Annotated in this window: 21 protein-coding genes; 14 read left to right on the top strand and 7 right to left on the bottom strand. The window is 62.8% G+C overall.

The features are described 5' to 3' along the window. The first annotated feature begins 339 nt into the window (after positions 1 to 339). Complete coding sequence (gene secA / locus HG718_RS01015; RefSeq protein ID WP_160586670.1) at positions 340 to 3105, top strand: preprotein translocase subunit SecA; 2766 nt, start codon at positions 340 to 342, stop codon at positions 3103 to 3105. 115 nt (positions 3106 to 3220) lie between these two features. Here secA and HG718_RS01010 read toward each other — a convergent pair whose 3' ends face one another. Further along, positions 3221 to 4528, bottom strand: a complete 1308-nt coding sequence (locus tag HG718_RS01010; protein ID WP_160586669.1) for a spinster family MFS transporter — start codon at positions 4526 to 4528, stop codon at positions 3221 to 3223. A 182-nt stretch (positions 4529 to 4710) separates the two neighbouring features. Between HG718_RS01010 and HG718_RS01005 the strand changes: the two genes are divergently transcribed. The 4 genes from HG718_RS01005 (at position 4711) to HG718_RS00990 (ending at position 8600) form a co-directional block, all read left to right on the top strand. Next, complete coding sequence (locus HG718_RS01005; protein ID WP_160586668.1) at positions 4711 to 5364, top strand: PAS domain-containing protein; 654 nt, start codon at positions 4711 to 4713, stop codon at positions 5362 to 5364. A gap of 115 nt (positions 5365 to 5479) precedes the next feature. After that, positions 5480 to 6064, top strand: a complete 585-nt coding sequence (locus tag HG718_RS01000) for a PAS domain-containing protein (RefSeq protein ID WP_160586667.1) — start codon at positions 5480 to 5482, stop codon at positions 6062 to 6064. 144 nt (positions 6065 to 6208) lie between these two features. Next, positions 6209 to 7378: an epoxide hydrolase family protein gene (locus HG718_RS00995; RefSeq protein WP_244617578.1), complete on the top strand. Its 1170-nt coding sequence runs from the start codon at positions 6209 to 6211 to the stop codon at positions 7376 to 7378. Between the two features lie 10 nt (positions 7379 to 7388). Then, the gene (locus HG718_RS00990; protein WP_160586665.1) at positions 7389 to 8600 is read left to right on the top strand and encodes an epoxide hydrolase family protein; all 1212 of its coding nucleotides are present in this window, start codon (positions 7389 to 7391) and stop codon (positions 8598 to 8600) included. A gap of 6 nt (positions 8601 to 8606) precedes the next feature. On the opposite strand, the gene HG718_RS00985 is transcribed toward HG718_RS00990, so the two are convergent. Then, positions 8607 to 9566 carry an acetyl-CoA carboxylase carboxyltransferase subunit alpha gene (locus HG718_RS00985; protein ID WP_160586664.1) on the bottom strand — a complete coding sequence of 320 codons (960 nt, stop codon included), beginning with the start codon at positions 9564 to 9566 and terminating at the stop codon, positions 8607 to 8609. Positions 9567 to 9820: 254 nt separating this feature from the next. Between HG718_RS00985 and HG718_RS00980 the strand changes: the two genes are divergently transcribed. Together HG718_RS00980 and sigJ are read left to right on the top strand one after the other, a co-directional pair. Beyond that, the gene (locus HG718_RS00980; RefSeq protein ID WP_160586663.1) at positions 9821 to 10396 is read left to right on the top strand and encodes a hypothetical protein; all 576 of its coding nucleotides are present in this window, start codon (positions 9821 to 9823) and stop codon (positions 10394 to 10396) included. Between the two features lie 21 nt (positions 10397 to 10417). After that, entirely contained in the window at positions 10418 to 11323 is a 906-nt protein-coding gene (gene sigJ / locus HG718_RS00975; RefSeq protein WP_027841778.1) for an RNA polymerase sigma factor SigJ, read from the top strand. 3 nt (positions 11324 to 11326) lie between these two features. Here sigJ and HG718_RS00970 read toward each other — a convergent pair whose 3' ends face one another. From HG718_RS00970 to HG718_RS00955, 4 genes are all read right to left on the bottom strand, one after another. Then, positions 11327 to 12325: an HpcH/HpaI aldolase/citrate lyase family protein gene (locus tag HG718_RS00970; RefSeq protein WP_160586662.1), complete on the bottom strand. Its 999-nt coding sequence runs from the start codon at positions 12323 to 12325 to the stop codon at positions 11327 to 11329. Between the two features lie 89 nt (positions 12326 to 12414). After that, positions 12415 to 13407 (bottom strand): site-specific tyrosine recombinase XerD, encoded by a 993-nt coding sequence (gene xerD / locus HG718_RS00965; RefSeq protein ID WP_160586661.1) that lies wholly within the window; start codon positions 13405 to 13407, stop codon positions 12415 to 12417. 19 nt (positions 13408 to 13426) lie between these two features. Further along, positions 13427 to 15373, bottom strand: coding sequence for a hypothetical protein (locus tag HG718_RS00960; RefSeq protein WP_160586660.1), 1947 nt, complete (start codon positions 15371 to 15373; stop codon positions 13427 to 13429). Then, positions 15354 to 15494 (bottom strand): hypothetical protein, encoded by a 141-nt coding sequence (locus tag HG718_RS00955; protein WP_160586659.1) that lies wholly within the window; start codon positions 15492 to 15494, stop codon positions 15354 to 15356. Before HG718_RS00955 ends, HG718_RS00960 begins: the two co-directional genes overlap by 20 nt. 231 nt (positions 15495 to 15725) lie before the next feature. On the opposite strand from HG718_RS00955, the gene HG718_RS00950 reads away from it, so the two are divergent. From HG718_RS00950 to HG718_RS00940, 3 genes are all read left to right on the top strand, one after another. Continuing rightward, positions 15726 to 16295 carry a shikimate kinase gene (locus HG718_RS00950; protein WP_160586658.1) on the top strand — a complete coding sequence of 190 codons (570 nt, stop codon included), beginning with the start codon at positions 15726 to 15728 and terminating at the stop codon, positions 16293 to 16295. A gap of 79 nt (positions 16296 to 16374) precedes the next feature. Then, complete coding sequence (gene aroB, locus HG718_RS00945) at positions 16375 to 17520, top strand: 3-dehydroquinate synthase (protein WP_160586657.1); 1146 nt, start codon at positions 16375 to 16377, stop codon at positions 17518 to 17520. Next, positions 17517 to 18803, top strand: coding sequence for an HlyC/CorC family transporter (locus tag HG718_RS00940; RefSeq protein WP_027839387.1), 1287 nt, complete (start codon positions 17517 to 17519; stop codon positions 18801 to 18803). Before aroB ends, HG718_RS00940 begins: the two co-directional genes overlap by 4 nt. 3 nt (positions 18804 to 18806) lie before the next feature. Here HG718_RS00940 and HG718_RS00935 read toward each other — a convergent pair whose 3' ends face one another. Next, positions 18807 to 19082, bottom strand: coding sequence for a BolA family protein (locus tag HG718_RS00935; RefSeq protein WP_160586656.1), 276 nt, complete (start codon positions 19080 to 19082; stop codon positions 18807 to 18809). Positions 19083 to 19180: 98 nt separating this feature from the next. Here HG718_RS00935 and HG718_RS00930 point away from each other — a divergent pair, with 98 nt between their 5' ends. The 4 genes from HG718_RS00930 (at position 19181) to HG718_RS00915 (ending at position 24173) form a co-directional block, all read left to right on the top strand. Continuing rightward, the gene (locus HG718_RS00930) at positions 19181 to 19825 is read left to right on the top strand and encodes a J domain-containing protein (protein ID WP_027839389.1); all 645 of its coding nucleotides are present in this window, start codon (positions 19181 to 19183) and stop codon (positions 19823 to 19825) included. Between the two features lie 352 nt (positions 19826 to 20177). Further along, complete coding sequence (gene cobS / locus HG718_RS00925) at positions 20178 to 21170, top strand: cobaltochelatase subunit CobS (protein WP_036262943.1); 993 nt, start codon at positions 20178 to 20180, stop codon at positions 21168 to 21170. Positions 21171 to 21197: 27 nt separating this feature from the next. Next, positions 21198 to 23114 (top strand): cobaltochelatase subunit CobT, encoded by a 1917-nt coding sequence (gene cobT, locus HG718_RS00920; protein ID WP_160586655.1) that lies wholly within the window; start codon positions 21198 to 21200, stop codon positions 23112 to 23114. Between the two features lie 24 nt (positions 23115 to 23138). After that, a complete protein-coding gene (locus tag HG718_RS00915; protein ID WP_160586654.1) occupies positions 23139 to 24173 on the top strand; it encodes an esterase-like activity of phytase family protein in 1035 nt (344 codons plus the stop codon). Positions 24174 to 24193: the final 20 nt, after the last annotated feature.

Below are 24193 nucleotides of genomic sequence, written 5' to 3'. Positions count from 1 at the left end.
ACTCCGGTTCACATGTCATTCAAGGGCCACGCCGCAGAACACGGGGGCCGCCAGGGTCCTGGCAGGACGCAGCCTGCATCTTCAGCATGAAGAAAGACCTGTCACAAGCCGCACTTATGACGGATTTTCAGGCATTTCTGGGGCGCAAAGGCCCCCTCGCGCCGCCCGCCCTGCGGCAGGCGCCCGCGTTGACAGGGTGGTTGCCCCCAACTATCTGTCAGCGGCCTGTATGCTGGCCGAAAATGCCTTGTTATATGCAGGCTTGAACGCATTTCCCGATGTCCGGACAGGCGCCCGCGCCCCGGCCTCCACATACCGCAGCTCAAGGTCATCCCATTCATGGTTTCGCTTGGAAGTTTCGCCAAACGTCTGTTCGGCTCCGCAAATGACCGGCAACTGCGCAAGTACCGCCAGCGCGTGGAGGAAATCAACGCCCTCGAGCCGGAAGTCGCGGCCCTCAGCGACGAGGCCCTGCGCGCCCGCACTGACGAATTCCGCCAGGAGCTGGAGAACGGTGCCAGCCTGGATGACCTGCTGGTCCCCGCCTTCGCCACCGTGCGCGAAGCCGCCAAGCGCACTCTCGGTCAGCGGCATTTCGACGTGCAGCTCATCGGCGGCATGGTCCTCCATGACGGCCGCATCGCCGAGATGAAGACCGGCGAAGGCAAGACCCTCGTATCCACCCTGCCCGCTTATCTCAATGCGCTGTCCGGCAAGGGCGTGCATGTGGTGACCGTCAATGATTATCTCGCCGAACGTGACGCCGGCTGGATGGGCCGGGTGCACGAATTTCTCGGCCTCAAGGTTGGCGTGATCCTGCACGGCCTGGACGATGCCGAGCGCCGCACCCAATACGCTGCCGATATCACCTACGGCACCAACAACGAGCTGGGCTTCGACTACCTGCGCGACAATATGAAATACGCGCTGAATCAGATGACCCAGCGCGGCCACAATTTCGCGATTGTCGACGAAGTGGACTCGATCCTGATCGACGAGGCCCGGACGCCGCTGATCATCTCCGGTCCCACCGAAGACAATTCAGACCTCTATCTCACAATCGACGACTTCATCCCCAAGCTCTCCGAAGAGCATTACGAGCTGGATGAAAAGGCACGCACCGCCACCCTCACCGAGGAAGGCAACGAGCATCTCGAGGAGGTGCTGCGCGAGGCTGACCTCCTGCGCGGCGACAATCTCTATGACATCGAGAACGTCTCGGTCGTGCACCACATCACCCAGGCGCTCAAGGCGCACAAGCTTTTCCAGCGCGACAAGGATTACATCGTCAAGAACGACAAGGTCGTCATCATCGATGAGTTCACCGGTCGCATGATGGAAGGCCGCCGCTTCTCAGATGGCATGCACCAGGCCCTGGAAGCCAAGGAGCGGGTCACCATCCAGCCGGAGAATGTGACGCTCGCCTCCGTCACCTTCCAGAACTACTTCCGCCTGTACAACAAGCTCGGCGGCATGACCGGTACGGCCTCGACCGAAGCCGACGAGTTCATGGACATCTACAAACTGGAAGTGCTCGAGATCCCGACCAATGTGCCTGTCGCGCGTATTGACGAGGACGACGAGGTCTACCGGACGGCGAAGGAAAAATACGACGCAATCGTGGACCTTGTCCGTGACTGCCAGGACCGCGGCCAGCCGATCCTTGTAGGCACAACCTCGATCGAGAAATCCGAGCTGCTGTCCCAACTGCTGACCAGCAAGAAGATCAAGCACAACGTCCTCAACGCCCGCTTCCACGAACAGGAAGCACAGATCGTTGCCCAGGCCGGTGTGCCGGGCGCGGTCACCATCGCCACCAACATGGCCGGCCGCGGGACCGACATTCAGCTGGGCGGCAATGCCGACATGCGGATCGCTCAGGAACTCGGCGACATGGTGGAAGGCCCGGACAGGACCAAGCGCGAGGACGCCATTCGCGCTGAGGTCGAGGCTTACAAGAAGCAGGCTCTCGAGGCCGGCGGGCTCTATGTCTGCGCCACCGAGCGCCATGAAAGCCGCCGCATCGACAACCAGCTTCGCGGTCGTTCAGGCCGTCAGGGTGATCCGGGCCACTCGAAATTCTTCCTGTCGCTCGAAGACGACCTGATGCGCATCTTCGGCACCGACCGTATGGACGGCGTTCTGCAGAAGCTTGGCCTTGAAGAGGGCGAGGCCATCGCCCACCCCTGGATCAACAAGGCGCTGGAACGCGCCCAGGGCAAGGTGGAAGCGCGCAACTTCGACATCCGCAAGAACCTGCTGAAATATGATGACGTGATGAATGACCAGCGGAAGGTCATTTTTGAACAGCGCATTGAGCTGATGGAGGAGGACGACCTGTCGGAGACCATCTCCGACATGCGCCACGAAATCATCGAGGACATGGTCCGCGCCCACATTCCCGAGAAGGCATATGCCGAACAGTGGGATGCACAGGGCCTGCGCGAGGAATCCCTCAAATATCTGAACATGAATGTTCCGGTCGAGGAGTGGGCGCAGGAAGAGGGGATCGCCAACGAAGAGATCCATGACCGTCTGCGCCGCGCTGCCGACCAGGCATACGCACTGACCGCAGCCCAGGTCGGCCCGGACATCATGCGCCAGGTCGAAAAGAGCATCCTGCTCCAGACCCTGGACGGTCACTGGCGCGAGCACCTGCAGATGCTGGATCACCTCCGCCACACCATCGGCCTGCGCGGCTATGGCCAGCGCGACCCGCTGAACGAGTACAAAACCGAAGCCTTCGAACTGTTCGAGAGCCTGCTGCACCGCCTCCGCCAGGACGTGACCGGCAAGCTGATGCACGTCGAGATCCGTCAGGCCGACGACGTGCCGCCGCCGGTTGAAGGCCAGTCATTGCCCGAGATGGAAGCCCACCACATCGACCCGACCACAGGCCGGGACGAAATGGTGGATGCGGACATCGAAGAAATCCGCGGCGGCGACACCATGGTTGCTGAACGTCCCGCAGCGACCGTGCGCAACAATCCGGGCGTGGCGATGAACCCGAATGACCCGTCCACTTGGGGCAAGGTCGCCCGGAACGCGCCCTGCCCCTGCGGCTCCGGCAAGAAATACAAGCACTGCCACGGGCGCGTGGCCTAGCGCCACGGCGCAGGTGTAGCGCCATACCTCCGTCGGATGAAATCTCGGTATGGCAGAAAGAAAAAGGGCGACCAGCTTCCCGCGGTCGCCCTTTCCTGTTTGGTGCGCCGGACCTTCAGGCGTCCTTCAGATGCTTGCCTGCCAGGTAATAGTGGTAGCCGCCCCAGATGCTGATGAAGGACAGGATGAGCAGTGCGTAGCGCAGGCTTTCCGCTCCGAACTCGGGCCGCAGCCAGTCACTCAGCAGCCCCACTGCCTGCGGGCCGAAGCCGAGGCCGATAATGTTCAGGATGAACAGCATGATCGCAGAGCAGAGAGCCCGCATCGCAACCGGAGCCCGCGTCTGGATCATCGCGAAAGACGGGCCCAGATAGAACGCGCCCAGCAGAACCGTCGGGACGTAGATCCAAAGCGCGACGGCGGTGTCCATCTCCAGGAAGAAATAGATGATGATCGGCGCTGCCAGGAACTTGGCCCAGGCAACGATCCAGAGGCGCCACCGCTTGTCCTTCTCGCCGAGGTAATCAGCAAGGCGCCCGCCAATGAGCGCACCAAGAATGCCGGCACCGCCGATAACGGCGGCCAGGTACTGGCCCACTTCGATCAGCGACAGGCCGTGGCTGCGGATGAAGAAAGCCGCGCCCCAATAGGCCCCGCCATATCCGACGAAAGACACGAGCGTGACGCCCAGCACAACGTGACGGGAAACCCGGTCGCGCCACAGATGGGCAAAGCCGGCTTTCACTTGTTTGACGGCCGCCCCCCATTCAATGGGTCCGGGGTCTTCATGCACATGTCCGTCAGCATGGCCGCGCGGCGGTTCCTTCATGGTAAAGCGCACGATCAGGGCAATGAGGATGCCCGGTGCCCCCACCACGACGAACGCCCAGCGCCAGCCGTAATCCTGGGCCACATAGGCACCCACCAGGAAGCCGAGCATGATGCCGATATAGACACCAAGGGCATAGACGGCGAGCGCACCGGACCGCTTCTTCTCTTCGTAGAGGTCCGCGATCATGGAATGGGACGGCGGGCTTGAACCGGCCTCACCAATACCGACGCCGACGCGCGCCAGGGCCAGTGTCCAGAAGCCTGTGACAAACGCACAGGCGACTGTCATCACGCTCCATACCGCCACGGCAATCGAGATGATATTGCGCCTGTTCCACCGGTCCGCCAGAAAGGCGATTGGAATACCCAGCGTGGCGTAGAAAATGCCGAAGGCGATACCGCCAAGAAAGCCCATCTGGGTGTCGGTCAGGGCAAACTCTGTACGGATTGGCTCCAGCAGCACGCCCATGATCTGGCGGTCCACATAGCTGGAAATATAGGCCAGCAGCAGCACGCCGAGCGCGTATCGCCGATAGGCTGGGGTAATATCCTCTGCGGCCGACACGCCGCCGCGCGCAGTGATTTCGGTCAATTGCGTTTCTCCCCGTAGGGCCCTCTGGCGGGACCCTCAGCTGATTTTCCGCAGTTTTGTTGCGGGTATTGGTTCTTTCTTCACGGCAACACTACCGTCAGGATCGGGCTATTCATAGCCACTTAACCTCTACCTCCCACACTCATAGAGTTCGGAATTCCCTGGCAAGGGAGGGAGTTACTGTGCAGTTCACCGTCGGCAACCAGCGCCTTCTCGAGGTGTGGCGACGCAAGCGGAGCGGCGGCAAGGCCGTACCCCGCTGCAATCCGCAGGATTTCATCAAGACCCAGTCGGTCGGTGAAAACCTGCTTCTGCAGGTGAAAGCCGAGGACACCTCGGTGCACGTGGCCTATTGCGGTGGCAATATCGAGCGCCTGATCGGCGTCGACTTGACCGGGATCGTCGTTTCCAAGGTGTTTGCCGGCCGCGAGCACGAAGAACTGCAGGACATGCAACGTGCAAAATTCCTCCGGCCGATGGGCATTCACTCTCTCAGTAAAGCCCGCAAATCCAACGGCGACGACGTCATCGCGGAAATGCTGCAACTCCCGGTGATAAACAGCGCGACGGAACGGGTTGTCTACGTGATCGGTGCCTTCGAACACCGCCACACTGATACCACCAGCAATCTGGGAGGCGGCCTGCACCATCGCGAATTGCTGATGCGCACCGTTTTCGACATTCGCAGCCTGGAGCCGGTCGATAGCCTTTTTACCCACCCACGCCCCGCTGCGCGGCCAGCGCAGGATCTGCCGGAATACGACCTCGCACCGCTCTCCCCCGTCAGCCCTCACCCCGCTGCCGATGATGTCGATCGCGAGGTCATAGAACTATAGGCCGGCCGGATAACCGGAGCGCGCCTCCCGCTCCGGTTGAGAGGTCATTAACAGATACACCCATAGACTGCACAAATCCGACCGGTTCACGATATGCGAGTGAGTTGATCCCACCATGAAGCTATCGAAGGACAACCAGCACCTCTTCACAATCTGGTGCCGGGCCCGGCAGGGAGCGGTTATCCCGACACTGCCCTCGTCCCTGATCGTGGAGAACTGGTGGATCGGCAAGCATGTTTGCCTGCAATTCCTGGCGCCGGACAAAAAGATCCGCTTCGTCTGGGCCGGTGGTGAAGTGGAAAAGGTGCTTGGGTGCGACCTGCCCGGAAAAGAAGTCACCAGCATCTTTGCCTCACAAGAGCAGGATGCCCTCGCTGACATGCAGCAGTGGAAATTCACCAACCCGGTGGTGATACAATCCCACTGCACGGTAACCACCGATGCAGGCTCAATGGTCCAGTTCGAATTTCTGCACATGCCTTTCATCAACCATCCGACCGGTGACCTGCTCTATGCTGTTGGTTGCTGTGAATGGACGGGCACGGGAACACAGGAAAGCCTCCGCAACGGCATGGCCGAGCGCCAAATGCTGACCCGCACCCTGCACCACATCAAAACGCTCGAGCCGGTTGCAACGCCCTATACCATTCCCGCCCCGGCAAGCATCCCCGACGTCGCCAAGGCTGTCGCGTACGCTTAGCCCCGAAACCGCCGGATACTCCGCATTCCCCGTGCTTGATGAGGCCCGCGGCGCTGCCATAATGCCGCCCAACGCCTCAAACCGGCACCGCGCCACGGTCGTACCATGCGTCCGCGCCTGCCTCATCCAAGGAATCCGGACACGATGACGACGCCCACGCCCTTCACCATCTCTATCCCGCAGCAAAAGCTCGACACCATTGCCGACAAGGTCCGCGGCTTCGAGTGGATCCATGTCCCCGAGAATGACGGTTGGGCCTATGGGTGCAACCAGGCCTATCTGAAGGAACTCTGCGCCTATTGGCTGGACGGCTACGACTGGCGCTCGTGGGAGGCAAAGCTCAACACACTCCCACAATTCATCGCGCCGGTGGACGGCATCGACATCCACTATGTGCATATCAAGGGATCCAACCCGGGCAATCCCCCGCTGCTCATTACCCATGGCTGGCCCGGCTCGTTTTTCGAGTTCTTCGAGGTGCTCGACAAGCTGGCCAATCCCGGCAATTACGGCGGCGACCCGGACGCAGGCCGTGACGTGGTGGCACCGTCGATTCCCGGCTACGCCTTTTCAGGCCGCCCCGCCAAGCCCATGGGCCCGCGCGCCGTGGCTGCCCTCTGGAACGCCTTCATGCGCGATGTGCTGGGCTATGACAAATACATCGCCCAGGGCGGTGACTGGGGCTCCATCATATCCGGCTGGATCGCCCATGATCATTGCAAAGACAAGCAGGGCGGCTGCCTTGCTGTCCACTTCAACATGTTCGGCATTCGCGGCGACATGACGCCGAAGACCGATGAGGACCAGGCCTGGATGCAGCATATGGCGGGCATGCAGATGCTGGAGACCGCTTACCTGCAGATCCAGGGAACAAAGCCCCTCTCTCTGGCCTTCGCCATGGCGGATTCCCCGGTCGGCCAGGCTGCATGGATTGTCGAGAAATTTCACACCTGGGGAGACGTCCGGAAAGACGACATCGAAAGTGCTTTCACGAAGGACCAGCTGCTGACCAACCTCATGCTCTATGTGGCAACGGACAGCTTCAACACCTCCACATGGATCTATCGCGGCATGTTCGAGGAAGGCGGGGTCAACCTCGCACCTGGTGAGGCCGTTTCCATTCCCACCGGTATCGCCAAGTTCGCCGGTGAGACTGTCTACCCCTTCCCCCCGCGCAGCATGATGGAAGAAGCCTTCACCAATATCATTCAGTGGACGGAGCATGACCGCGGCGGCCACTTCGCTGCCCTCGAGAATCCTGCAGCCTTCGTGGCTGACGTGTCTGACTTCCTGTCGAAAGCCCCGCAGAGCTAGGAGACCGGCCATGAACCGCACCATCGCCGCAGACCCCTTCACCATCTCCGTCTCTGACGCTGAGATTGAGGACCTGAAGCACCGTCTGGCGATGACGCGGTTTCCCAACGAACCGGATGGCAATGAGGGATGGGACTACGGCACCAACCTCTCCTACATGGAGCGGCTGGTCGAATATTGGCGAGATGACTACGACTGGCGTGCAGCCGAGACCCGCCTCAACCGTTTCGACCACTACCGCGCCACCATCTCGGGAGATGATCTGGGCCTGCCCGACGAGGACCACCAGATCCACTTCATCTATGAGCGCGGCTCGGGCAAGAACCCGCGCCCGCTCATTCTCACCCATGGTTGGCCATCCACTTTCGCGGAATTCGAACATGTGATCGAACCCCTCGCCCACCCGGAACGCTTCGGGGGCAGGGAGGAAGACGCTTTTGACGTTATCGTGCCCTCGCTGCTGGGCTTTGGATTCTCATCGAAGCCCCGCCAGCCACTCGGCCCCGCCGCCATCGCGGAACTCTGGCACTGCCTGATGACCAGGGTGCTTGGCTATGATCGGTACTGCGCCCAGGCCGGTGACTGGGGGTCCTACGTGACGTCGCGTCTTGCCTTGCAGCATGGCGATCAGATTGATGCGATCCACCTCACCATGCTCCCGTTGCGGCCCTCGGTATCAGACGGCGCCGCGCCTGTAACCGCCGAGGAGGCTGAGTGGATCTCGAACATGCGCGGATGGTGGGCGCAGGAAGAGGGGTACCGCGTCATACAGGGCACGAAGCCCATGGCCCTCGCCTTCGCGGTAACCGATAGCCCCGCAGGCCTGGCAGGCTGGCTGGCTGACAAATATTACCGTCTGGGCGACACGGAGAAGTCCCACCCTTTCCAGGGCATGGACGCGCGCTTCCCCTTCGACACCATCCTTACCCAGTTCTCGATCTACTGGTTCACCGGCACCATCAATTCCGCCAACACCCTCTACAAAGCCGGGCCGATGGAACGATCGGACAAGCTGAAACCCGGCCAGCGCGTGACCGTTCCGACCGCGTACTCGGAATATCCGATGGATGTGTTACCCAAAACGCCGGAGAGCTGGGGCAGCCGCTGCTACGACATCCGCCGCTGGCGCTACATGGACAAAGGCGGCCACTTTGCCGCGCTGGAGGAACCGGACCTCTTCACCCGCGACGTGCAGGACGCGTTCCGAGAGATGCTGGGCTAAAGCTGCCTAGGCCAGCCCTTCACGGCCCATCTTGAGGAACTTGGCCCGGCGCTGCGCCACCAGTTCCTCGCCGGAAAGGCCGTCGAGCGCCTTGAGCTCTTCTTCAATGGCCTTGCCGGTCTCACCGATCATCTGCGCGGTTTCGCGATGAGCACCACCCACCGGCTCGGGAAGGATACGGTCGATCACGCCCAGAGACAGCAGGTCCTGCGCCGTAATGCGCATGGCGGCGGCAGCGTCCTGCGCCTTGTCGGACGACCGCCACAGAATGGACGAGCAGCCTTCCGGTGAAATCACAGCGTAGATCGAGTGTTCAAGCATCAGCACGCGGTTGGCCGCGGCAATCGCCACCGCCCCGCCGGACATCCCCTCACCGATGATGACGGAGATCAGCGGAACCTTCAGTGACAGCGACCGGTCGATGGACCGCGCGATGGCTTCCGCCTGACCACGGGCCTCGGCGTCCTTGCCCGGATAGGCCCCCGACGTATCAGCAAGTGTGATGACAGGCATCTGGAACCGCTCGGCCAGCGACATCAGCCGCACCGCCTTGCGATAGCCTTCGGGATTGGCCATGCCGAAATTGTGCTTCACGCGGGACTGGGTGTCCGAGCCTTTTTCCTGGCCGATCACCACCACACGCCGGCCATTGAGGCGGCCAAGACCACCCTCCACCGCGTGATCCTCACCGAACACCCGGTCACCCGCCAGCGGCGTGAAATCACTGACGAGACGGCTCACATAATCGGTGAAATGCGGCCGGTTGGGATGGCGCGCCACCAGGGTCTTCTGCCACGGCGTGAGCTTGGAATAAGTGTCAGTCAGCAGCTGCGACGCCTTGGCTTCCAGGCGCGCGACCTCGTCGCCGATCTGCATGGTCGGGTCTTCAGCGGCCATCCGGCGAAGTTCCTGAACCTTGCCTTCCAGCTCCGCGACCGGCTTCTCAAACTCAAGATAGCTATGCATGGACGATTGTTTGCGACCCTTTGATGAAGACGCGGCAAACTGGCTTGGGCAGCCTTGCCTTGTCAACAAATCTGGGCGCGTTTTCCCCTTTTTCAGCCCCTCAGGGCCCCGTTGCCCCCGTCAAGAACAGGATTTCTGGGCTTAAATGTGTCACGCCGGCACCCGCTGCCACGTCCAGTCTGCAGGGTATTTTCGCCGAACGGCCCCAAACACGTCGCCTGGACGCAGGGGCACACGGGAGCAGGAGCCACGCCATGAGCAAGCAGACAGCACCGATTTCCTTTTTCCTTGAGCGCATCTTCCGCCGCATGGAAAAGCGCTACGATTACTCTTTCGACTACATGCGCCACATGTGGCACGTCTCCCGGCCCGCCTTCAGGCGATTCTCTTACGGGTTCATGTGGTTTGCACGAGGGCGGGACAGCGTGCCGGTGGACGCCGCGGCCGTTGCCGGCATTGTCTCGACCATGAAGGCCGATTGCGGTCCCTGTACGCAGATTTCGGTGAACATGGCGCTCGAGCAAAAAGTGCCCGAACACATTCTTCGTGCCACGGTGGCGGGCGATGTGGACGCCCTTCCCCCGGAACTCGCTCTGGTCTACCGCTTCACCAAGGCAGTGGTGAACGGTGATTTCCACGCAACTGAGATGCGTGAAGAGATTCTGGGAATCTACGGCGACAAGGGCCTCATTGATCTCTCGTCGGCCATCGCCGCCGGACAGGTCTTTCCGGTGCTCAAGCGCACCTTGGGTTTTGGCGAGACCTGCCTGAAGGTGAAGGTCGGCGACGCGGATGTGGCTGCTGCCCGGCCGGAGATAAAGGCCGCGTAGAAAAGAAAGAAGGCGGGGACAATGAACACGACAACGGACACGGACGCATTCGAGGCAGCCCGTCCGGACCTCCTCCGCCTTGCCTACCGGATGACCGGCGGCAGGGCCGAGGCCGAGGACATCGTGCAGGATGCCTGGCTGCGCTGGGCACGCTCTGAGACGGGTGACATTCAAAACCCCCGTGCGTGGCTCTCGCGCACGGTGGCGCGGCTGTCCATCGACCATCTGCGCAAGATCAAGACGCGCCGTGAAACCTATGTGGGCCCCTGGCTGCCCGAACCTGTTGTAACGGACATGCCCGTGCCCACATCTGAAGACCCCGGCCATTCCATAGAGATCGCCCAGGACGTCTCCTGGGCATTGATGACCGTCCTCGAAACACTCAAGCCGGAAGAACGCGCCGCCTTCCTCCTGCGTGAGGCCTTCGAGATGCCCTATCCCGAATTGGCCGCCGCACTTGGCAAGACCGAAGATGCGTGCCGCCAGATGGTGTCGCGCGCCAAGGCAAGACTGCGTGACAACCGCCCACGCTTCGAAGCGACCGACGAAGAGCATGAGACGTTGCTGACCGCCTTTGCTGACGCAGCGCGTGCAGGCGACGTGTCGGCTCTCACCCGCCTGCTCACACCAACCGCAACCCTCACCTCGGACGGCGGCGGCAAGGCCACAGCAGCCCTGAGGGTGATGGAAGGCGCGGAAGAAATTGCCAAGCTGACGGCACACATCGCAAAGACGGCAGACGCGTTTGAAGGCGAGACGGTCCCGCTACGGATCAACGGCCGGCCTGGATTCCTGATCCGGACACCGGAGAAAATCGAAGTCAGCTACTCGATCGACGTGGAGGACGGCAGGATCGCCGCGCTCTATATCATGCGCAACCCAGACAAGCTGGCGCGCCTGATGGACCAGCCGCTCGGCACCGCGTAACGCTCAGCGTGCTGCCAGAGCCTTCTCGCGCTTGGCGATTTCCTTCGCCTTGTTGACCACAACATCTGCCTGCTTGATCGATGCCGCATCAATGAGCTTGCCGTCGAGCGAGACCGCGCCGGCACCGGCCTTCTGGCTGGCCTTCATTTCCTTCAGGATACGCTTGGCGCGCTTCACTTCGTCGGCAGGCGGCGTGTAGAGATCGTTGGCAAGCGCCACCTGGCTTGGATGAATGGCCCATTTGCCTTCACAGCCCAGGATGGCAGACCGTCGGGCCTGGGCGCGATAACCGTCCGGGTCCGAATAATCACCAAACGGGCCATCGACTGGCCGCAGACCATTGGCGCGTGCAGCTGCGATCATCCGCACCATCGGGTAGTGCCAGAGATCCTGCCAGTGAAAGTCACGCCGACCCTGTTCATCCGCGTCCAGGAGAATGCCGTAATCCGGGTTGGGGCCCCCGATATTGGTTGTCTGCATGCCCATCGATGCAGCGAAATCCGCGGCACCGAAATGCAGCGCCTCCAGTCTCGGACTAGCTGCCGCAATCTCATCGACATTCTTGAGGCCCATGGCCGTTTCGATGATCACCTCGAGGCCCAGCTTCTTCTTGCGGCCGGTGGCCGCTTCAATCTGAGTGACCAGCATGTCGATGGCATAGACATCCGCTGCCGTGCCCACCTTGGGGATCATGATCAGATCGAGCCGTTCGCCACTCTGTTCCATGATGTCAATGACATCCCGGTAGCAGTAATGCGTATCGAGCCCGTTGATCCGCAGGGACAGGGTCTTGTCCCCGAAATCCGCTTCGTTGAGCGCCTTGACCGCATTGGCGCGGGCGGCTGGCTTGTCGTCCGGTGCGACCGCGTCCTCAAGATCGAGCGAAATCACATCCGCCGGACCCTGTGCCGCCTTTGCAAAGAAATGCGGGCTGGAGCACGGGACAAAGAGCTGCGAGCGGTTGAGACGTGAGACCGGCGTGCGGACGGGCGTGAAGCTCATGGGATGACTGCTCCGGGGCGGTGTGTTGCATCAGGTGGCGAAAGTCATGCGGCAGAGGGCAAATCCCGTCAACCGGCCTTGCAAAAGCCCTAGCTGTCCCTGCGTCTCCGGGACCTGGGTACTCCCCCTGCGGCCAGCGGATGGTGCTGCTCGACCAGCTGCGCCATCCGCTCATTGAGCACATGGGTATAAATCTGCGTGGTTGAGATGTCCGAATGTCCCAGCATCTGCTGGACCGACCTCAAATCCGCGCCATTCGCCAGAAGATGAGTTGCGAAGGCATGCCGCAAGGCATGCGGCTTGACGATGGTCACATCCACGCCCGCTTCAACGGCGAGGTCCTTCAGCATCTGGCCAAGCCGCTGACGGGTCATGTGGTGCTCAGGGTCTGTCCCCGGAAACAGCCAGCGGCTCTCCTGGCGGCGGGCGGATAGAGCCAATGCCCGCGCCGGCAGCCAGTCTTGGATTGCATCGAAAGCCGCAGGGGTAAGCGGCACAAGCCGTTCCTTGCTGCCCTTGCCGCGTACCAGCAAAACCCTGTCATTCGCCCGCGCTACGGAGAGAGGCAAGCTAACCAATTCGCTGACACGCATGCCTGACGCATAGAGTACCTCCACGAGCGCCAGCAGGCGCAGGGCCTTGCCGCGCCGCGGACCATCCTCAATCGCCGTTGCCTGTCGCGCCGTCTCCAGCAGACGCGACACGTCTTCCATGCTCAGGTCACGTGGCAAAGGACGGCCAAGCCGGGGGGCGTCCACCGCCTGCGTCGGGTCATCCGCCCGATGCCCCTCCCCCAGAAGAAAACGGTGAAACTGCTTGAGTGCCGAAAGCCGCCGCGCCTGCGTGCGTGGCGACAAGTCCCGCGCCGCGAGGGAGGCGAGATAGGCCCTTATCTGGCCTGCGTCCGCCTCATCCAATCCGGTCGGTGCAATGAACTCTGAGAACTCATTGAGATCGTGGGCATAGGCGGTCAGCGTATTGGCGGCCGCTCCCCGTTCAGCGACCAGCATCTCGAGGAAGGCGTCGGCCAGATGGCTGCCCGCGCCGCGTAACCTGCCACGCCTGCTGCCTGTTCCGGCCATCAGCGCCTGGTCTCCGCCATCAAGGTGCTCCCGCCCCATGGGCACGGGCGATGAGAGCCTCAACCGCGATGCGCCGCGCATCATCTTCAAGACCCGAGCGTGACAGCGCCGTCATGATGGCGGCGAGCGAGCCGGGTGTCAGCGCCCAGGGACCGGCCATGCCGATGTCACCGCCCTGCTCAAGCACGGACACGCTGTTGAGCGCAGCCAGGGCGGCTTCACCGGCCCGGCGGCCCTCCGCTGCCACGCGCAACGCCCGCAAGGCACTGTCTTCAAGCCGGATACCGGGCATCTCACGGTCATCGAACTGGGCCCACACGACTTGCGGCACCGGATAGCCGAGGGCAGCAAGGGTCTGGATCTCGAAGGCGGTCAGCCACTTGGCATTCGTGTCACCGCCCTGCAGGCGAACGTCGATGGACTTGAGGGCGATGTCGGGATTCCAGGGCGCAACGAAGGCGGATTGGCCGCGCGCGGCGATGCGCACCAGCGTCTCGAGCCGCGCGGTCTGCGCCGGTGCCGATGCCGCAACGATGCCGATCCAGCCATCAGCCCGTGCTGCATCCCCCAGAAGCGCCAGCGCCTCGGTCATGAACACTGCATTGTCCGCATGCGCCATATTGGGGGCAATGGCCTGAAGCGACCCGGTGAACGCCGGCAATGTCGCCGGCCAGTCACCGACCGGCGTCTCCGCATAGGCCGCAGCGATGGCCCCAAGCCGCGTCACCTGGTCCGGTGCATCCAGCGCCACGGCGAAAGCGCTGGCACGAGGATTGTTATCAGTGGCGCCCGCTACAGACGCTTGCCGATAGATATCCGCAAGATCGAGCGGGCCGATCAGCGCGCGCGCCGCCGCCATTTCGGCAATGCGCAGGCGTGAATCCCAGTCCAGAGACGCGTCAGATGCCAGCGGTGCCAGTAGCGCCGGTTCGGCGCGGTCCGCGATATCCGCCGGCAGCGGAACCGATGCTTCTTCCGACAAGGCAAGATGAAGCCCCGTGAACACTTCATCATTAGGCACATCAAGCGACGGGCCGCCGGCAGCACGCGTCGCCAGAGCAACAAAAGCGGTGTCACCGGGCGCGAATTCACGCACGAGATCAACCGACAGAAGGGCTGCCATTTCAAGTCCGGCCCGCGCCTGGCACAGCGTGCCAAGCTCAAGGGCGAACTGCGCATAGGTATCACCCGGCCCGCCTTCGGCAGGCAGGTGGGTGAGATAGCTGCAGGCGTCCTCCACCTCGCGGCGCGCAAGTGCAGCGCGCGCGGCAGGGGCCGCAGTCTCGACGGTCAAATCCCCATTGGGCAGGAGCGATGCAAGCCGGGTTGTTTCCCGCGCGAACCCAGCCGCATGCAGGGCCTCAAGCTTCAGGCCAAGTATTGACCGTCCGCCGCTTGCTCCCTGAGGCATTTCTCCGCGGGAAATGAGCAGGCGGCGATAGAGATAGCCAAGCGCAGGAGACGGGGGCGGCGGGGCAAGCGAGGCCAGCCCGTCTTCAATGGTCAGCCGGCGGCTGCCGCTCCACAGCATGGGCGAAAGGCCGCCTTCGACAGGCCCGATCAGACCCAGCCCTTCGTCTGCCACGGTGGAAAGCCGTGCAACCTCAATGCCGGTGCCTTCCTCACCAGGCCGCGCTGCCAAATCCTGCGCCGGTTCGAGTGGCGGCAGGGGAGCGGCCTGGCCGGATGGAAAAAAGACCTCAGGCTGGTCGGCATCCTCGAAGGGCGGCGGTGTCACCGATCGCTGCTGTCCACGCACAGGCGGCAGCAGTGATTTCGGCCCCGCAGATCGGGCCAGGGGCGTTTCATTCGGATCGAGGAGCTGTTCGGTCAGTCGCGGCGGGGCTGCAGGGGTTGCCGCATCCTGCGCGGCCGCAAGAGGCACCCGAGCTGCCACCAGGAGCGCCAGAAGGCAGGCCGAGCCCGATAGCCGCGCAAGCTGCCTGTTATTCAGCGAGAATGTCATTGGAGAGGGTCACTTCCACCGTCTCGACTTCCGGCGTCAGGTTTGCACCCATCACCACGAGCGCAATAAATCCTGCCCCCAGAAGAACAAGCACCACAAACAGGAGACGCAGAGCAGTCATTGGACGTTGGCATCCTTGTTGGTCGTATCGAATCGGTGAGGCGGGGCGGAGGCGCCCCACGCACTGGCGGAAGGAAACGCCACCATATACCCCATGAGCCGCCACCTCCCAATGCAAGGCGCCACTTAACGTGCCCCATTTGACGGAATTGCGGCATATCTGGCACTTGCCGCCCACAGGCCCTAGATTGGTGCCTTCGTTTTGTCAGCCTCTGGAAGATCACCCGGTTTCATGTCGTCCCACTCGCCGCACTCCGCCACCGCCACACCCACTGCTCCGGCGCCCTATGGGGGCAAGGCCATCGTGCTGGTGGGGCTGATGGGGGCAGGCAAGACCACCGTGGGCCGGCGCCTGGCCCAGCGCCTGGACCTTCCCTTCGTGGATGCGGATGCCGAGGTAGAAGCCGCCGCAGGCCTGACCATCCTGGAAATCTTCGAGCGTCATGGCGAGCCGGCCTTCCGCGATGGGGAGCGGAAAGTCATCGCCCGGCTCCTCTCCAACGGCCCGCAGGTGCTCGCAACGGGCGGCGGGGCCTTCATGGACCCGGAAACCCGTGCCCGCGTGGCCGAGGAAGGCATTTCCGTCTGGCTGAAAGCGGGTCTCGATGTTCTGATGAAGCGCGTCGGCAAGCGCCCGACGCGGCCTCTTCTAAAAGCCGACAACCCGCGCGCCATCATGGAAAAGCTGATGGCCGAACGAAATCCTGTCTATGCGGAAGCGGACATTGCCCTGGAGACCGGCGAAGGCCCCCACGAGGAAGTGGTTGACCGCCTCGTGACCCTTCTGGAGCCTTATAAGTAACCATGCGCATCTGTTTCCTCTGCCCTGCCCGACCAGCGGACTGGACGATGCCCGGAAATGGGGCCATATCCCTGCGACCATGACCCAGAACCCTTCTGCCCCTGTGCACCACGCAGTTCCCGTAAGCCTCGGCGACCGCTCCTATGATGTCGTTATCGGCAGCGGCCTGCTTGCGCGGGCCGGCGAGACAATTGCCCCGCTCCTGACACGCCCTTTCGCACCCATCGTGACCGATGAAACGGTGGCAGGGCTCCATCTGGAAACACTGACGCGCGCCCTTGAAGCGGAGGGCATCCGCACCGTGCCGATCGTGCTGCCCGCCGGCGAGGCAACCAAGAGCTTCCATCACCTGGAACAGCTCCTCGGTGCACTGATGGACGCCGGTGTCGAGCGGACGGACATGATCATCGCCCTGGGCGGCGGCGTGATCGGCGACCTTGCAGGCTTCGCCGCAGCAATCCTGCGCCGCGGTGTCGACTTCATCCAGATACCCACAACACTTCTGGCGCAGGTGGACAGTTCCGTCGGTGGCAAGACCGCAATCGACGTGCCCCAGGGCAAGAACCTTGTCGGCGCCTTCCACCAGCCGCGGCTGGTGCTCGCGGACACGGGCGCGCTGAAAACACTGTCCGACCGGGAATTGCGGGCCGGCTATGCCGAAGTCGCCAAATACGGCCTGATTGACGACGCTGACTTCTTCGCCTGGCTTGAAACCAACGGCCCCGCCCTGCTGGCCGGTGATGAAGCCCTGCGCGCGGAAGCCGTGATGCACAGCGTGGCCGCCAAGGCCCGCGTCGTGGCCGCCGACGAACGCGAGGGCGGCCAGCGTGCGCTGCTCAATCTTGGGCACACCTTTGGCCACGCGCTGGAGACTGCCGCAGGATACTCGGGCGACCTCCTGCACGGCGAAGCCGTCGCGGCGGGAATGGGTATTGCCTTCGACGTATCCGTGCGGATGGGGCTGTGCCCGGCGGAAGACGCCACCCGCGCCAAGGCACATCTGCGCGCCTGCTCTCTGCCCGCAGGGCTTGCGGATCTTGAACAGCGCAACAGCCTGACCATTCCGGACACGGACGAGATCGTTCGCCTTATGGGTCAGGACAAGAAGGTGTCCCAGGGCCGCATCACCTTCATTCTGGCGCGCGGCATCGGCAAATCCTTCATCTGCAAGGACGCCGACATTGCGGCCATCGCCGATGTGCTTTCTGAAAGGCAGGCTGCGTGATCGAAACCGCCCTGCTCATATCCATCGGCACGATCTTTATCCTGCTGATCCTCTCCGGCTTCTTCTCCGGATCCGAAACCGCGCTGACCGCCACCAGCCGCGCACGCATGCACACGCTCGAGCGCGACGGCTCCAAGCGCGCCGGCATCGTCAACACCCTGATCGAAACCCGCGAACGCCTGATCGGCGCAATCCTGCTGGGCAACAACCTGGTCAACATCCTGGCGTCCGCCATCGCCACCAGCGTTTTCCTCGAGCTGTTCGGCGAGGCCGGTGTCGTCTATGCCACGCTCGTGATGACGGCACTCGTGCTCGTCTTCGCCGAGGTGCTCCCCAAGACCTACGCCATTACCAATCCGGATCGCATGGCGCTCTTCGTGGCCCCGGTGATCCGGGTCGTGGTCTATGCTTTCGCCCCGGTCACCGCGACGGTGCAGTTCATCGTACGGCGCACGCTGAGGCTTGTGGGGGCCAATGTGGATGACAGCGCCGAAGTGTTGTCGGCCCATGAAGAGCTGCGTGGCGCCATCGATCTGCATCACAAGGAAGGCGGCGTGGACACCGATGACCGCCTCATGCTGGGCGGCATTCTCGACCTGCGCGACCTTGAGGTCGCCGAGGTGATGATCCACCGCAAGAACATGCAGACCCTGTGTCTGGATGACGGCCCCCAGAAGATCGTCGATCAGGTACTGGCCAGCCCCTACACCCGCATTCCCCTCTGGCAGGATGATCCGGACAACATCATTGGCGTCCTGCATGCCAAGGACCTTCTGCGCGCCCTTGCGGCCCGCACCGGCGACGCCTCGGGCCTCGACATCAAGGACCTGGCCAGCGAGGCCTGGTTCGTGCCGGAGACGACACCGCTGGTCGAACAGCTCAACGCCTTCCGCCAGCGCAAGTCGCACTTCGCGCTGGTGGTCGATGAGTATGGCAGCCTGATGGGCCTTGTGACCCTCGAGGACATCATCGAGGAAATCGTCGGCGACATCACCGACGAGCACGACGTCGAAGTGAAGGGCCTGCGCCCGCAACCCGATGGCAGCTTCAACGTCGACGGCACTCTGGCGGTGCGGGACCTCAATCGCGCGCTGGACTGGGACCTGCCCGAAGAAGAAGCAATCACCATCGCCGGTCTCGTGATCCACGAAGCGCAGACGATCCCCGAAGTGGGGCAGACATTCTCGTTCTACGGGTTCAAGTTTCAGGTGTTGCGCCGCCACCGCAATCAGATCACGGCCTTGAAGATCATTCCGCCGCGCAAGAGCCAGGCAGCCGAATAGGCGCTATTGCCATTCTTCCGCCGGCGTCATCGCCTTGATCTGGAGCATGTGGATGGGCCCGCGCAATTCTTCTGCGAGGGCTTCGTTCACCAACATGTGACGTTCGATCCGCGACTTGCCGTCAAACACTTCAGACACCACAACCACCTTGAAATGGCTTTCGCCACCGCCCGATGCACCTGCATGGCCCACATGCCGTGCAGAGTCGTCCGTGATGTCCAGCCGGGTCGGATCAAGCGCCGAGGTGAGCTTGGCCTTGATGGTTTCTGCAACACTCATGAAAAAATCCGTCATTTGCCCTGCGCAGGACGCAGGGGGGCCATGAGATAGGGGCCGCTTGGGTTGTTTCGTAACCTCTCGGTTTACATAATCACAGCATGAGTTCCTGGGCCAAATACCGCGAGTTCGTAAAAGTGCCGCCCCGCTCGCGCAATGCTGCCGAGGAGGCGGCGGCCCGGCGCCGTGCGCGCAAGCATGATTGCTCCTGGCCGGGCTGCAAGGCCGAAGGCACCCACAAGGCCCCCGCCAACAAGCAGACGGTGGGCGATGCTCGCCGGTATCGCTGGCTGTGTGAAGCCCATGTGCGCGAGTTCAACAAGTCGTGGAATTACTTCGACGGCATGTCCGATGATGACGTGGCGCGGTTTCAGAAAGAGGCCGCAACCGGCCACCGGCCGACATGGGGCGTCGGGTCAAACCGCGGCGCCGCGGCAGCCAGCCGGTTCGGATTCGTGGGCTCCGAGGCAGACCCCACAGTCTACGACCCCTTCGGATTTGCCACCGACGGCGGCACCACGACCGCACCGGACGGCGCCCGCCGCCGCCTGCGACCGAAGGAAGCGAAATCGCTTGAGACCCTCGGCCTTGACGGGGACGCCACTGCGGACGACATCAAGACCAACTACAAACGGCTGGTAAAGCTGCATCATCCCGACGCCAATGGCGGCGACCGTTCCTCCGAAGACCGGTTACGCAGCGTCATTGAGGCCTACAACTATCTGAAATCCACGGGTTACTGCTGACCTGCGGTTTTTGCTAGAGTGCGGCGCCGTCGGGTGCAGCTGGCACATATTGCGGATTTCCGGGTTCCTTTCCGGTTTTTTGCATGTGTCCTCGGCCCGGGCCTGCCAATATGGTGCCATCCGGCACGTCCTTGTCCCGCGCCCGGCATTACCGGCAGCCCGGGACGAAGCCCGGACAGAGATTTCACCGTCAGCACCGGCAATTGTCCGGTGCCGGCAAACATGCGTGGACCGCGCCCTGAGCGGGCATGGCCACTCTGGTTTCACGGCCCTAAGGTGCTGCCCGACCGGCACCGGGACCGGACCGGCTCAATGGCCGGTGTTTATGTTGAAGAAGAGCGTTGTCAGCCCAATGACCGAGACCAATACCGGAATGATACCGACCCACGCCCCCGACACGACCGTGTCGGTGAAGGAAGTCTTCGGGTTTGATAGCAATCTCACCGTGCCGGCCTTCAAGGAGAAGAGCGACTACGTCCCGGACTTCGACCCGGACTACCTCTTCAACAAGGAAACCACCCTCGCCATCCTCGCAGGCTTTGCTCACAACCGCCGCGTGATGGTTCAGGGCTACCACGGCACCGGCAAGTCCACCCACATTGAACAGGTGGCCGCGCGCCTCAACTGGCCGTGCATCCGCATCAATCTCGACAGCCATGTCAGCCGTATCGACCTGATCGGCAAGGACGCCATCGTCCTCAAGGACGGCAAGCAGGTGACCGAGTTCCGCGAAGGTATTCTGCCGTGGGCGCTGCAGCACCCGGTTGCCCTGGTCTTTGACGAATATGACGCCGGCCGTCCCGACGTGATGTTCGTGATCCAGCGCATTCTCGAAGTGGCCGGCAAGCTCACCCTGCTCGACCAGAACAAGGTCATTCGCCCGCACACGTCCTTCCGGCTGTTCTCGACCACCAACACCATCGGCCTGGGCGACACCAGCGGCCTTTATCACGGCACCCAGCAGATCAACCAGGGCCAGATGGACCGCTGGTCGATCGTCACCACGCTGAACTACCTGCCGCATGACCGCGAAGTGGACATCGTGCTGGCCAAGGCCAAGCATTTCCAGAACGAGGAAGGCAAGAAGACCGTGTCCGCCATGGTCCGGGTCGCCGACCTCACCCGCAATGCCTTCATCAATGGCGACATCTCCACGGTGATGAGCCCGCGCACGGTGCTTACCTGGGCGGAAAACGCGGAAATCTTCTCGGATGTTGGCTTCGGCTTCCAGGTGACCTTCCTCAACAAGTGCGATGAGCTGGAACGTGCCACCGTGGCCGAGTTCTACCAGCGCTGCTTCGGCGAGGAACTTCCCCAGTCCGCGGCAAACCTGGAACTGGCCTGAAGCGACAGGCCTGAAGGCAGGTAATCCGTGTCAAACAACAAGGAAAATCCGGTCGAACCGTTCAAGCGGGCCGTGACACAGGCATTGCGTTCCATCGCGGGGCGCGATGACCTGACTGTCAATTTCGGCACCGAACCGGCAAGCCTGCGCGGCACCACCGTGCGCCTCCCTCTGCCCTCGCGAGAGTTGCAGGCAGAAGAGGTTGCACAGTGCCGCGGCTCGGCTGATTCCATCGCCCTGCGTATCGCCCATCACGACTTGGGCACCCATACCCAGTTGATGCCCGAAGGGGGTACGGCCAAGGCCGTCTTCGAAGCAGCAGAGACAGCCCGTGTCGAGGCGCTCGGCGCCAATGCCATGAAGGGCGTAGCCAACAACCTGACTGCGGCTCTCGAAGACAAATGCGACAAGCGCGGCTTCTCCACCATCACCGATCGCATCGATGCGCCCATCGAAGAGGTTGTGAGCATGCTGGTGCGCGAGAAGCTCACCGGCGCCGAGCCGCCCTCCAGTGCCCGCGCCATGGTGGATTTGTGGCGGCCCTGGATCGAGGAAAAGGCCGGGCCGGATTTCGAGCGCCTGAACGACCTGATCCATGATCAGGAGGCCTTCGCGCACGCTACCCGCGACATCATCGCCGACCTCGAAATGGGCGATGAACTGGGCGATACCCCGGACCAGGCGGACGATCAGGAATCCGACGATCAGGACGAGGGTGATGCTCCCGGCGAGGAGAACATCGAAGGCGGCGAAGCCGAGCAGGCCGAAGGCATGTCCGCTGAAGAGCTCGAGATGGCCGACGGCGACCCCCAGGACGGCGAAGAACAGACCGTTGAGGTGGAGGCCGAAGACCAGCAGGTTGAGGGTGACCCCGAAGACAATGCCGAGGGTCAGCAGCCCTGGCGTCCTGACGGCACTGCCGACAACAACAAGGGCTCAGGCTACAAGGTCTACACGGCAGCCTTCGACGAAGTGATTGCCGCCGAAGACCTGTGCGACGCCGAGGAGCTGGGCCGGTTGCGCCAATATCTCGACCAGCAGCTGCAGCAGATGCAGGGCGTGGTCGCCAGGCTCGCCAACCGCCTGCAGCGCCGCCTGCAGGCCAAACAGAACCGCACCTGGGAGTTCGACCTCGAAGAGGGAATGCTTGATGCCGCGCGGCTGAGCCGCATCGTCATCGATCCCATGCATCCGCTGTCCTACAAGATCGAAAAGGACATGGATTTCCGCGACACGGTGGTGACGCTGCTGCTCGACAATTCGGGCTCCATGCGGGGCCGCCCGATCACCGTCGCGGCCATGTGTGCCGACATTCTGGCGCGCACCCTTGAGCGGTGCTCGGTGAAGACCGAGATCCTCGGCTTCACGACCCGCGCCTGGAAGGGCGGACAGGCCCGCGAGCAGTGGCTCACTGCAGGCAAGCCGCCGGCACCGGGCCGCCTCAACGACCTGCGCCACATCATCTACAAGGCCGCGGACGCCCCGTGGCGGCGCGCTCGGCGCAATCTCGGCCTGATGATGCGCGAAGGGCTGCTAAAGGAAAACATCGACGGTGAGGCGCTGATCTGGGGTCACAACCGGCTCCTGGGCCGGCCTGAGCAGCGCCGCATCCTGATGGTGATTTCCGACGGTGCGCCGGTGGACGACAGCACCCTGTCGGTCAATTCGGGCAATTACCTCGAACGGCATTTGCGCGAGGTCATCGAGCAGATCGAGACCAAGTCGCCGGTCGAATTGATCGCCATCGGTATTGGCCATGACGTCACCCGTTATTACAAGCGCGCGGTCACCATCGTCGATGCCGAACAGCTGGGCGGAGCGATGACCGAAAAGCTGGCGGAACTCTTCGACGACGACCCGAAGGCCATCAAGCAGGCCGCCGCCCCGCGCAAACGGGAAGGCATGCCCCAGGTGCCGCCGCAATCCGTGCCTGCCGCCAAGTAGATATCCGACGCACGAGGACACCCCATGCGTGTTTCTGCCCGCCTCGCAGCCTGTCCGCTCGCGTTGACACTGTCCCTGTGCCTCGGTGCGGGCCCCTTGGCTGCCGACAGCGCAGGCACGCCTGTCGCCATCACCTACGGCACAGTCCCGCTGGATACGGCCGATCCCGACAGCACACTTACCGCGCCTGACGGCAGCAGCCACTTTGCCTGGCGCGGCGGACTTGAACTGCGCTCTGCCGATGAGCGTTTCGGGGGTATCTCCGGCTTGCTGATAGATGCGGACGGTACGGGTCTCACAGCGGTGACCGACACAGGCTACTGGCTCACCGCGCGCCTCTCCTACGACGATGGGGCGCTTTCAGGCGTCTCGGACATGCGGATGGCCCCGATCCTTGATGAGCAGGGAGAAAGCGTGGCCGACAGCAAGAGGCGGGGCGACGCCGAAGGGCTTACGCGCCTTGACGACGGGCGCCTCGCTGTTTCCTTCGAACGCAGACACAGGGTCTGGGCTTATGATGTCGAGGCCCAGGGCTTTGCCGCCACAGCCCGGCCAGTGGACGTATCACCGGCCCTGGCACAGGCAGAGAACAACAAGGGTCTTGAAGCGCTGGCCTCTCTGCCCGGCAACAGGCTGATCGTCATCACGGAAGCGACAATGCGTGCGGGCAATGAGATTCTTGGCTGGCACGTGGCCCCAGGCGGCTCAACAGAGATCAGCCTTGTCCGCCTGCCGCCCTTCGACCTCACGGACATGGCGCTGCTGCCGGATGGGGATGTCCTGACCCTTGAGCGGCGATACAGCCCCCTCGGCGGGGTCGGAGCGCAGATCCGCCGTCTGCCCGCTCCTGCCCTCACCACGGACGCATTGCGGCAGACGCCGCTGGACGGCCCCGTGCTGTATCGCTCGAGCGCCGGTCAGAGCGTGGATAACATGGAAGGCCTAGCCGTGAGGCAGGATGCTGACGGGCGCGTCTTCGCCTACCTGGTGTCGGACGACAACTTCAACCCGCTCCAGCGCACCCTGCTCTTCATGTTCGAACTGACAAGCAACGATTGACCGCCGCCCTTACGCCGCCA

The sequence above is a fragment of the Pyruvatibacter mobilis genome (assembly GCF_012848855.1).
In the GTDB taxonomy this organism is placed as follows: domain Bacteria; phylum Pseudomonadota; class Alphaproteobacteria; order CGMCC-115125; family CGMCC-115125; genus Pyruvatibacter; species Pyruvatibacter mobilis.
The sequence above is the reverse complement of the archived record's forward strand: the minus strand, read 5'-3'. Positions and strand labels throughout refer to the sequence as shown.